This window comes from uncultured Aquincola sp., assembly GCF_964001545.1.
Classification (GTDB): Bacteria; Pseudomonadota; Gammaproteobacteria; order Burkholderiales; family Burkholderiaceae_C; genus Aquincola.
On sequence record NZ_CAXFDV010000278.1, the window covers coordinates 1 to 9,919 of the forward strand.

The window sequence follows — 9,919 nt, forward strand, 5'->3', positions numbered from 1 at the left end:
CGGGCCTGTCCAACTTCGTGCGCATCACCGCGGGCGCCATCGGCACCTCGGTGGCCACCACGCTGTGGGAAAACCGCGCCGCCATGCACCACGCGCACCTGACCGAGCAGATCACCAGCGGCAGCGCCGCCAGCACCCAGGTGCTGGGCAACCTGACCACCGCGGGCCTGAACAGCCAGCAGGCGCTGGCCCAGGTCAACCGCCTGATCGACCAGCAGGCCTTCACCCGCGCGGCCGACGACATCTTCTTCGGCTCGTCCTTCCTGTTCCTGGCGCTGATCGTGCTGATCTGGTTCACCGCCCGGCCGCAAGGCAGCGCCGGGGCGGATGCGGGCGGGGCGCATTGAGCACGTAGCCGCGGATGCTGTGATCAGCCTTTGACGCTGTTCAGGCGCAGCATCAGCGTCATGGGGCGATGCGGCGACGGCTGGAAGCCGTAGTGTTCGTAGAACTGCCTGGCCCGCTCGTGCAGGGCGTGCACCAGCAGCGCCCGCACACCGGCGTTCTCGGCCACGGCCAATGACCGCCGCACGGCGTCTTGCAGCAGGGCGCCGCCCAGCTGGCGGCCTTGGGCGCGCTGGTCCACCGCCAACCGCGCCAACACCATGACGGGCACTGGGTCGGGCATGTTGCGGCGCACCGCGCTGGTGGCCGTTTCATGCGCGACAGCGCCTGCTGCCAGGGCGTAGTAGCCGAGCACCTGCCCGTCGGCCTGGGTGACCACGAAGGTGCGGCTGGCACCGCTCAGCTGGTTGCCCAGCGCCCGGCGCTTGAGCCAGTCGTCGAGCGAGGCTTCGCCGCAAGCAAAGTCGTCCAACCGGTGGCTTGCCACCAGCGGGACCGGTGCGCTCAGCCGCCCATTCATGTCTCGGGGTCGGTCCATGGCGCCTTGACGGCCATCAGGCGATCCAGGCCGGCATTCGGGCCAGGCGGTGCGTCGAGCATGGCCGTGAACTGCTTGAACTTCTCGGCGTCCAGGCTGAAGAAGACCTGATCCAGCACCACCGACCGCGCCCGCTCGCAGGCCGCTTCCAGCATGAAGTCCGAGCGGTTCTTGCCCAACAGGCTGGCGGCCTGGTCGATCAAGTCGCGCTGCTCGGGCAAGGCGCGTAGGTTGATGGCGGCGTCTCGCATGCGGTCCTCCTGCTGTGCATACACGATCGATACACAGTGTGCTGAGGCGTGTAGCTCTTGTCAACACAGCCGACGTGCTGCCGGCGCCGCATCTGACCCCGTTTCACCCCGCTCATCGGCCCTTGCGCAGGGCCTTCGGCCGGCCCCGTGGCGCGGGCTTTGTGGTCGAATCGTTGATCCCGAATTCACGCCGCTGCCATGCTCGACTCGCCGTTCGATTCCGCCTGGATGCGCTGGCTGGACCGCCGCGTGCCCACTTCCCGGCCCTGGATGCTGGCGCTGCCGATGGCGCTGGCGGCTGGGGCTTCGTCCGGTCTGGTCGCCGGCCTCGCCTGCATGGCGCTGGGCCGTCCCGACGTCACCGCCGTGGCGCTGGCGGCTGCGGCCGCCGGTGCGGTGGTGGCTGTGGTGCTCGGCAGCCTGCTGTGCGCCCTGGCGCTGTCGATGCGCCAGCTGCACCAGCGCGTCACGGTGATGTCCACCCGCGACGACCTGACCGGCGTGCTCAACCGCCGGCAGTTCGTGCTGCTGGCCGAGCGTGAATGGGCCCGCTGCCGTCGCTACGAGGCCGACGGCGCGGTGCTGCTGGTCGACGCCGACCACTTCCGCCGCATCAACGACCACCATGGCCATGCGGCCGGCGATGCGCTGCTGCGCGAGATCGTGCGCGTGACCGGTGGCCTGCTGCGCCAGGCCGACGTGCTGGCGCGGGCCGACGGCGAATCGCTGCTGGTGCTGCTGCCGCAGACTGACCCGCTGGGCGCGCTGGATGTGGCCGAGCGCATCCGCGAGCATGTGGCTTCGCTGCGCATCGACTGGCAAGGCACCAGCGTGTTCACCACCGTCAGCATCGGCGTGGCGTCGATGGGCGCCAGCCACACCTCGCTGGACGCACTGATGGCCGACGTGGACGCGGCGCTGGGCGCCGCCAAGGCCGCCGGCCGCAACTGCGTGCGCGCCGCGCCGATTCAGCCCAGGCGCAGCGGCGAGGCGCGGCCCGTCATCTCCAAGTAGCCGCGGCCCACGCGGCGGCCGCTCGCGGCGTCCAGCAGCTCGCTCAGGCCTTCCCAGTAGATGGAGCCGGTGGAAGCCCGGCTGTCCAGCTCCTGCGCGTCGATCAGCCCCCGCACCTCGAAGCGGCCGGCGGGCGTTTCCACCGTCCATTGCACCGGGTACTCGCTGCGGGTGGCGGGGCTGGTCCAGCTGCGGCCGGGCACAAAGCGCACCTCGTCGGCCTTGAACACCCGCACCGTGCCACCGGCCGCGCGAAAGCTGCCGCCGGCCCACAGCGCCGTGCCGTCGCGCCGCCGCAGCTGAAAGGCGGTGAGGGCGCTGCCGTCGTCCAGGTTCATGCCGATCCAGTCCCAGCCCACGGCGTCCGGGTTGAGCAGGGTTTCGCTCCACTCATGGTCCAGCCAGGCGGTGCCGCGCACCGGCTGCGGCGCGGCGCCGGCCTTCAGCGCCAGCGTGCCTTGCACCGCCAGCTGGGGCTGCGAGTAGTAGTGGCTCGCCTCGTCGGCATTCGGCCCCTTGCGCGACCAGCCGGCATCGCCCTGCAGCAGCAGCGGCTGCGTGGCGGCCAGCTGCAGTTCGAAGCCAAAGCCCGCGTCGCGATCGGCCAGGCGGGCGCGGTAGCTGCTGCGTTCGGCCGGGCCTTCACGCCGGAAGCGCCAGTCGTTCAGGCGCACGTCGGTGTCGGTTAACGCGGCGGCGACCCGCGGCGCCTGCGGGTCGCCGTTCCAGCGCGCGATGCGCTCGGCATGCAGCAGCCGCCGGCCGGCGATGTCGCTGACCGCCGCATGCGCGAACAGCAACTGCGTGGCGGCAAAGCGGCTGCGGTTGCCGGCCGCCAGGTCGGTGCGTGAGCGGAAGAAGGTGAGCTGGAAGCCCACCAGGTCATCGGGCTTGTCGCCCGCGGCGCTGGCTTGCGGGCGCAGCCAGCCGGTGGCGTACCACCACTCGGTACGGCTCTCCGGGTGGGCGCCGTGGTCCTGCGGAAAGCGCAGCGGGCGCGGCGCCAGCACGGTGCGGGGCGGGCTGTCGGGCGTGTCGGGGCGCGGTACGGCCGCCAGCGCAGCCTGCAGGGGCAGGGCCGGCAACCCGGCCAGCGCGCACCAGCGCAGCAGCAGGCGGCGCTCGTTCATCACCAGTCCTCCTTCACGGCCAGCACCGCATCGCCCGAGGCGGCGGCGCGGGCGCTCACCGCCGCGGTCAGGCTGCCGGCCACCATCACCGCCGCGCACAGGGCGGCCAGGCGGCCGCCGGGCAGCACCATGTCCATGGTCCAGTGGAAGCTCTGCGGGTTGACCACCTGCACCAGCACCACCGACACCAGCAGGCCCAGCCCCAGGCCCACCAGCGCGCCGCCGGCGGTCCAGGCCGCGCCTTCGCCGGCCACCACGCCGATGATCTGCCGGCGGGTGAAGCCCAGGTGGGCGAGCAGGCCGAATTCGCGCCGCCGCGCCAGCACCTGGGCCGAGAAGCTGGCCGCGATGCCGAAAAGGCCGATGCCGATGGCCAGCGCCTGCAGGTAACGCGTGACCGCAAAGCTGCGGTCGAAGATGGCCAGCGACATCGCGCGGATCTGCGCCGGCACCGCGAATTCGATCAGCGCCGGGTCGGGCGCCAGCTGGCGCAGCGCGGCCTGCACGGTGTCGACGGCTGCTTCGGGCGCCAGCCACAGCGCCAGGTCGTTGACGCGGGTGTCGCCGGTGATGCGCCGGTAGTCGGCCTGGTCGAGGGCCACCGCGCCGAACTGCCGTGCATAGTCGCGCCATACGCCCAGCACCCGCACCGGGGTGCCGGCGCCGGGGCCCAGCGGCAGTTGCAGCAGGCTGCCCGGCTGGGCGCCGTACAGCGTGACCATGGCCTCGCTGACATAGGCGCCGATCTCGCCGGCCACCGGCGGGCGTGGCGGCTCCACCATCGGCAACTGGCGCGCCGGCTGGTCCAGCGGGCGGGCGATGAGGCTGACCGCGGGCTGGTCGGCCGCCAGGCTGATGCTGCGCACACGCAGCCCCTGCACCCGCGCCACGCCGGGCACCGCGGCCGCGGCCTGCACGAAGTCGGGCGGCAGGAAGGCCTGGTCGGCTGCCGCGCTGCTGGTGGCGGTGCGGGCATACAGGTCGGCCGGCAGCACGCTGTCCAGCCATTGCGAGACGCCCTGGCGGAAGCTGCTCACCATCACCGTCAGCGCTACCGCCAGGCTGAGGCTGGCCACCACGCCGGCCACCGCCACCGTGGCGGCGGCGCTTTCATGGCGGGCCCGTTCCACCGCCAAGAGCAGCAGGGGCGAGCGGCGCGGATGCAGCAGCGCCAGCAGCGCATCCACCGCCAGTGGCACGCAGGCGATGCCGCCCAGCAGCAGCGCCGCCACCGAGGCATAAGCCGCCAGCGGCAGCCCGCCGATGGGCGGCAGCAGCGCCAGCAGGCCGCCCGCGGCCAGCAGCAGCACCGGCCGCCATCGCGAAGGCGCCGGGCCCGCGGTGCCGCCCAGGCCCTTGAGCGCCTGCGCGGGCGCCAGCGCCGCGGCCTGCCTTGCCGGCACCCAGCCGCCGGCCAGCGCCGCCCCCACGCCCAGCGCGCCGAAGGCCGCGGCCGCCGGCCACGAGAACACCAGCGCCGGCGCCACGCCCGGAAAGTAACCGCCGCCCAGGTCGCCGGCCAGCCAGCGCAACGCCAGCTGCGCCATGCCGGTGCCCAGCAGCAGCCCGGCCAGGCTGCCGGCCACACCCACCACCAGGCACTCCAGCAGCACCAGGCGCCGCCGCTCGGTGGCGCCCAGGCCCAGCACACCCAGCAGCGCGAACACCGGCGTGCGCTGCGCCACCGACAGCGCCAGCACCGAAAACACCAGGAAACCGCCGACGAAGAGGGCGACCAGCGCCAGCACCGTCAGGTTCACGCGGTAGGCCCGCGACAGGCTGGACACCTTCTGCGCCGCGTCGTCGGCGGCGGCGGCCTTCAGGCCCGGCGGCAGCGGCGTGCGCTGCAGCCACTGGGCGGCGCTGGTGCCGGCGGCCAGCCGCAGGTCGATGCGGCTCAGACGCCCCAGCTGGCCGAAGTGCTGCTGCGCGCCCGCGATGTCGATCACCGCCAGCGGCCCGCCGCCGGCCGCCACGCTGCCGGCCACCTGCAAGGTGAAGGTGTCCAGCCCGCGCTGCAGCCGCAGCGCGTCACCGGGCTGCACGCCCAGCCGCTGCTGCGCAGCGATGTTGAGGAAGAGCCGGTCAGGGTCGAGGAAGGCGGTGCGCGGCTGGCCGTCGGCCGGGCGCGGCAGCAGGGCCGGGGCCACCGCAGCGATCTGCAGCGCATCCACGCCCAGCACCTGCAGCGCCACCCGGCCGGGTCCCGGCGCGGCGCCTGGGCCGGCGCTGGGCGCGGCCTGTGCCGGCTTGGCGGCCCGGCTGTCCGGCAGCGCATAGGTGTCCACCTCCACCATCGGCGTGGCCAGGGCCACGCCGTCGGCGGCGGCCACGGTGTCCAGCAGGCTGTCTTCGCAACCTTCGCGCACCGCGCAGCGCAGCGTCAGGTCGGGTTCGCCATTGGCGGCCCGCACCGCCGACGAAAACTCCGACAGCGCCGAGCCGTTGATCAGGTGCACCGAAAACGCCAGCGCCACGCCCAGCGCCACCGCCAGCAGCGCCACCGCATGGCGCCAGGGGTGGGCCCGCCATTCGGGCAGGCTGAGCTGGCGCAGCCACTGCAGGGCGTGGCGCATCAGGCGCGGCCTTCCGCAGTCGGTTCGATGCCCTGGCGCGTGAGCCGCAAGCGGCGGTCGGCGCGGGCGGCGGCGGTGGCCGAGTGGGTGACCAGCACGCAGGCCGAGCCCTGGGCATGCACCTGGGCGGCCAGCAGGTCCATCACCCGCTCGGCGGTGTCGGGGTCGAGGTTGCCGGTGGGCTCGTCGGCCAGCACCAGCGCCGGCCGGTGCACCAGCGCGCGGGCAATCGCCACCCGCTGCAGCTGGCCGCCCGAGAGCGTGCGCGGTGCGCGCTCGCCCAGACCTTCCAGGCCCACGTCGGCCAGCATCTGCGCCACGCGTGCCGGGTCTTGCCGGCCCTGCAGCAGCAAGGGCAGGGCCACGTTGTCGGCCACGCTCAGGTGCGGCAGCACATGAAAGGCCTGGAACACGAAGCCCAGCCGCGCGCGCCGCCAGCGCGCTTGTTCAGGCTCGGGCAGGCGGGTGATGTCGGTACCGTCCAGCGTCACCTGGCCGCGGCTGGGCGTGTCCAGGCCCGCGATGCAATTCAGCAGTGTGCTCTTGCCGACGCCGGAGTCCCCCAGCACCGCCACCATCTCGCCGGGGGCGACGCTCAGCGTCACCTGGCTGAACACCGGCGTGTCGCCGTAAAACTTGGCCAGATCGGTGAGTTGCAGCATGGGCGGAAGTTGTCTAGACAGGCGCGGCACCCAGCCGGCCGACGAGGTGCAGCACCTGGCGTGCCGCATCCGGCGCTTCGGCCGCAACGCGCTGGCGCTGCGGCATGCTGCGCAGCCAGGTGAGCTGGCGCTTGGCCAGTTGGCGGGTGGCGGCAATGCCGCGCTCACGCAGCGGTGCCAGCCGGCCTTCGTCCAGGCATTCCCAGGCCTGGCGGTAGCCCACGCAGCGCATCGAAGGCAGGCCCAGGTGCAGGTCGCCGCGTGCGCGCAGCGCCTGTACTTCGGCCACCAGACCGGCGGCCAGCATGGCGTCGAAGCGCTGGGCGATGCGGGCGTGCAGCCAGGCGCGGTCGTCGGGCTCCAGGCTGATGAGCAGGCCATCGTCGGCCCCCTGCCGCTGGCCGGCCTGGTGCCAGCTGGACAGCGGGCGGCCGCTGGCGCGGAACACCTCCAGCGCCCGCTGGATGCGCTGGCTGTCGCCGGGCGGCAGGCGGGCGGCGGTGACGGGGTCCACCCGGGCCAGCTCGGCATGCATCGCGGGCCAGCCGCGTTCGGCGGCTTCGGCGTCCAGCGCCGCGCGCAGCGCGGGGTCGGCAGCGGGCAGGGTGTCCAGACCCTCGATCAGCGCCTTGAAGTACAGCATGGTGCCGCCCACCAGGAGCGGCCAGCGGCCACGGCCGCGGATCTCGCCGATCAGGCGCCGCGCATCGGCCACGAACTGCGCGGCCGAGTAGGCCTCCAGCGGGTCGATCAGGTCGATCAGGTGATGCGGCACCGCGGCGCGCTCGGCCGCACTGGGCTTGGCGGTGCCGATGTCCATGCCGCGGTACACCAGCGCGCTGTCGACGCTGATGATCTCGACCGGCATTTCAGCCGCCAGCGCCAGCGCCACGGCCGTCTTGCCCGAAGCCGTCGGCCCTGCCAGGCCGATCCAGTGGGGCGCGGTCATGCAGCGCGCAAGGCGCCGTGCCGGGGCACCAGGGTCCAGGCCACGCCCGCCACGAGCACCGACCAGAAGGCCAGGCCATACGCCATCGGCCGCACCGTCCCGTCCAGCGCCTGGCCCAGCCACAGGCCGACGCAGAAGGCCACCAGCGCCAGCGCGAAGCCGGCCAGCGCGGCAGCCACGCCCGCTGCCTGCGGGAAGGGGCTGACCGCGCCCGTCTGGCCACAAGGCTGGTGGATGCCGTGGCCGAAGGCATACAGGCACTGCGGCACCAGCACCGCCGCCACCGCATGCACGCCGCTGGCGGCCAACGCGGCCATGCCCAGCCCGCCGGCCAGGCTGAAGAAGGCGCCGCGCTGCACCGCGCCGGTCAGGCCATGGCGCAGCAGCAGCCGCCGGCAGGCGAAGGTGCCGGCCACGTAGGCGGTAGAGCCCGCGCCCAGCGCCATGCCGTACTGCGCGGCGCTCAGGCCCAGCACCTCGATGTAGATGAAGGACGACGACGCCAGCACCAGGAACAGCCCGCCGTAGGTGCAGGCGGTGAGCGAGGCCCAGGAGAAGAAGGTGGGGTCCGACGCCACCTGGCGCGCGGTGCGGGCCAGCGTGCCGGCATGCAGCGCCTGCGGGTTGAGGCTGCGTGCCGTCTCGGGCAGCACCCGCCAGACGAACATCAGCACGCCGCTGACCACCAGCGTGACCGCCAGCAGCGTGCTGCGCCAGCCGAAGCTGCTTGTGAGCAGCCCGCCCAGCATCGGGGCGCTGAGGGCGATCAAGCCCAGGCCGCTCATCGCCAGCGACATCACGCGGGCGCCTTCGGCCGGCTCATACAGGTCCCGCACCATCGCGCGGGCGCACACCACGGCGGCCGCCAGGCAGGCGCCCTGGGCGGCGCGCCACAGCGTCAGCACGCCGATGCTGGACGCCAGCGTGGCGCCCAGGCTGGCCAGCGCAAACAGCGCCAGCGCCAACCGCAGCACCGGCTTGCGGCCATAACGGTCGGCCACCGGGCCCCATACCAGCTGCGCCAGCCCAAAGGCCAGGATCAGCGCCGACATGGTCAGCTGCACCGCCGGCATGCCTGCGCCCAGCCCGCGGGCCAGGGCTGGCAGCGCGGGCAGATAGAGGTCGGTGCTCAGCGGCTGCAGGCCCAGCAGCAGCGCCAGCAGCGTGGCGGCGGTGGCAGGGGCCAGCCGCGCGGCGCGTGCGGGCGCGGCGGGGCGCACGGGGGTGTCGCTCATCCTCGCGGCGCGGTGGTGCTCAGAAGCGCTCGTCGCGGCGCAGGTAGCGCCACTGGCCCGGCGGCAGCTGACCCAGCACCACGCTGCCGATGCGCACGCGCTTCAGGCCCACCACCTTCAGGCCGACGGCTTCGCACATGCGGCGGATCTGGCGCTTGCGGCCTTCGCGCAGCACCACGCGCAGCTGGTCTTCGTTCTGCCAGCTCACCTTGGCGGGCTGCAGCTTCACCTCGTCCAGCCACAGCCCGTGGCGCAGCTTCTCGAGGTCGGCCTCGGGCAGGCGGCCGTCGGGCGCGCTGCCGACGTACTCCACCCGCACCAGGTATTCCTTCTCGATGTTGGCGTCTTCGCCGATCAGCTGCTTGGCCACGCGGCCGTCCTGCGTCAGCACCAGCAGGCCGGTGGAGTCGATGTCCAGCCGGCCGGCGGGCACCAGGCTGCGCAGGTGGCCCGGGTGGAAGTTGATGCCGGAGGTGTCTTCGCCCCAGCGGTTTTCGGGCTTGACCAGCACCACCGCGGGCTCATAGCCGTCTTCGGCCTGGCCGCTGACGTAGCCCACCGGCTTGTGCAGCAGCACCGTCATGCGCTGGGCCTGCTGCTTGTGGGCGGCGGGGTCGATCTCGATGCGGGCATCGGCGCGCACACGCTGGCCCAGCACGGCCATCTTGCCGTCCACACGCACCCAGCCGGCGTCGATCCAGTCATCGGCCTCGCGGCGCGAGGCCACGCCCATCGCGGTCAGCCGCTTGGACAGGCGCTCGCCTTCGGCGGCGCGCGGCGAGCTGGCCTCGGGGCCGCTGCGGCGCGGGCGCTCGCCGCCTTCGGGCGCACGGAAGCTGGCCGGTGGCAGCGGGGCGGGGCGGTCGGGCCGGTGGTCGCGCTCAGGGCGCGGCGGGCGGTCGAACGGCGAGCGGTCCGGCGGCGGACGCCGGTCGGCGCCCTGCGGGCGGAAGGGCGCGCCGCCGCGGGCCGGGCGGTCGCCGCCACGCTCCCCGCCACGTTCACCGGGCCAGCCTTCGCCACGCGGGCGGTCGAAGCTGCGCTCGCCACCGCGGTCGGGGCGGGGGCGGTCGCCGTGCGGGCGGTCGTAGGGGCCGCGGTCTTCACGCGGACGCTCGAAGCCGCCGCGTGCGCCGGGGCCGCGGTCGTCACGGGGCCGGTCGAAGCGCGGGCGCTCACCCGGCGCACGGTCGGGCCGGTCGCCGCGGGGGCGATCACC

General features: G+C 73.9%; 9 protein-coding genes and 1 pseudogene. 2 read left to right on the top strand and 8 right to left on the bottom strand.

The features are described 5' to 3' along the window. Positions 1-347, top strand: a pseudogene (locus ABNT58_RS09680) (MFS transporter); the annotation flags it as partial. A gap of 23 nt (positions 348-370) precedes the next feature. On the opposite strand, the gene ABNT58_RS09685 reads toward ABNT58_RS09680, so the two are convergent. Both ABNT58_RS09685 and ABNT58_RS09690 read right to left on the bottom strand, forming a co-directional pair. After that, positions 371-865, bottom strand: a complete 495-nt coding sequence (locus ABNT58_RS09685; RefSeq protein ID WP_348753288.1) for a GNAT family N-acetyltransferase — start codon at positions 863-865, stop codon at positions 371-373. After that, complete coding sequence (locus ABNT58_RS09690) at positions 862-1,134, bottom strand: DUF1778 domain-containing protein (RefSeq protein WP_348753280.1); 273 nt, start codon at positions 1,132-1,134, stop codon at positions 862-864. The genes ABNT58_RS09685 and ABNT58_RS09690 overlap by 4 nt, the downstream gene beginning before the upstream one ends. Before the next feature lie 198 nt (positions 1,135-1,332). On the opposite strand from ABNT58_RS09690, the gene ABNT58_RS09695 reads away from it, so the two are divergent. Next, a complete protein-coding gene (locus ABNT58_RS09695) occupies positions 1,333-2,148 on the top strand; it encodes a GGDEF domain-containing protein (RefSeq protein ID WP_348753281.1) in 816 nt (271 codons plus the stop codon). On the opposite strand, the gene ABNT58_RS09700 is transcribed toward ABNT58_RS09695, so the two are convergent. The 6 genes from ABNT58_RS09700 to ABNT58_RS09725 form a co-directional block, all read right to left on the bottom strand. Further along, the gene (locus ABNT58_RS09700) at positions 2,103-3,278 is read right to left on the bottom strand and encodes a lipocalin-like domain-containing protein (RefSeq protein WP_348753282.1); all 1,176 of its coding nucleotides are present in this window, start codon (positions 3,276-3,278) and stop codon (positions 2,103-2,105) included. The genes ABNT58_RS09695 and ABNT58_RS09700 overlap by 46 nt on opposite strands. Continuing rightward, positions 3,278-5,854 carry an ABC transporter permease gene (locus ABNT58_RS09705; RefSeq protein ID WP_348753283.1) on the bottom strand — a complete coding sequence of 859 codons (2,577 nt, stop codon included), beginning with the start codon at positions 5,852-5,854 and terminating at the stop codon, positions 3,278-3,280. The genes ABNT58_RS09700 and ABNT58_RS09705 overlap by 1 nt, the downstream gene beginning before the upstream one ends. Beyond that, positions 5,854-6,516 carry an ABC transporter ATP-binding protein gene (locus ABNT58_RS09710; protein WP_348753284.1) on the bottom strand — a complete coding sequence of 221 codons (663 nt, stop codon included), beginning with the start codon at positions 6,514-6,516 and terminating at the stop codon, positions 5,854-5,856. The genes ABNT58_RS09705 and ABNT58_RS09710 overlap by 1 nt, the downstream gene beginning before the upstream one ends. Positions 6,517-6,529: 13 nt before the next feature. Next, positions 6,530-7,465 (bottom strand): tRNA (adenosine(37)-N6)-dimethylallyltransferase MiaA, encoded by a 936-nt coding sequence (miaA, locus tag ABNT58_RS09715; RefSeq protein WP_348753285.1) that lies wholly within the window; start codon positions 7,463-7,465, stop codon positions 6,530-6,532. Next, positions 7,462-8,700, bottom strand: coding sequence for a Bcr/CflA family efflux MFS transporter (locus tag ABNT58_RS09720; RefSeq protein ID WP_348753286.1), 1,239 nt, complete (start codon positions 8,698-8,700; stop codon positions 7,462-7,464). Before ABNT58_RS09720 ends, miaA begins: the two co-directional genes overlap by 4 nt. Before the next feature lie 19 nt (positions 8,701-8,719). Next, positions 8,720-9,919, bottom strand: a 1,200-nt coding sequence (locus tag ABNT58_RS09725) for a pseudouridine synthase (protein ID WP_348753287.1), incomplete at its 5' end; no start/stop codon positions are given.

Bases quoted from the DNA above. Each gene is read 5' to 3' on its own strand.
- ABNT58_RS09685 (WP_348753288.1), bottom strand. From the start codon at position 865: ATGAATGGGCGGCTGAGCGCACCGGTCCCGCTGGTGGCAAGCCACCGG.
- ABNT58_RS09690 (WP_348753280.1), bottom strand. From the start codon at position 1,134: ATGCGAGACGCCGCCATCAACCTACGCGCCTTGCCCGAGCAGCGCGAC.
- ABNT58_RS09695 (WP_348753281.1), top strand. From the start codon at position 1,333: ATGCTCGACTCGCCGTTCGATTCCGCCTGGATGCGCTGGCTGGACCGC.
- ABNT58_RS09700 (WP_348753282.1), bottom strand. From the start codon at position 3,278: ATGAACGAGCGCCGCCTGCTGCTGCGCTGGTGCGCGCTGGCCGGGTTG.
- ABNT58_RS09705 (WP_348753283.1), bottom strand. From the start codon at position 5,854: ATGCGCCACGCCCTGCAGTGGCTGCGCCAGCTCAGCCTGCCCGAATGG.
- ABNT58_RS09710 (WP_348753284.1), bottom strand. From the start codon at position 6,516: ATGCTGCAACTCACCGATCTGGCCAAGTTTTACGGCGACACGCCGGTG.
- miaA (WP_348753285.1), bottom strand. From the start codon at position 7,465: ATGACCGCGCCCCACTGGATCGGCCTGGCAGGGCCGACGGCTTCGGGC.
- ABNT58_RS09720 (WP_348753286.1), bottom strand. From the start codon at position 8,700: ATGAGCGACACCCCCGTGCGCCCCGCCGCGCCCGCACGCGCCGCGCGG.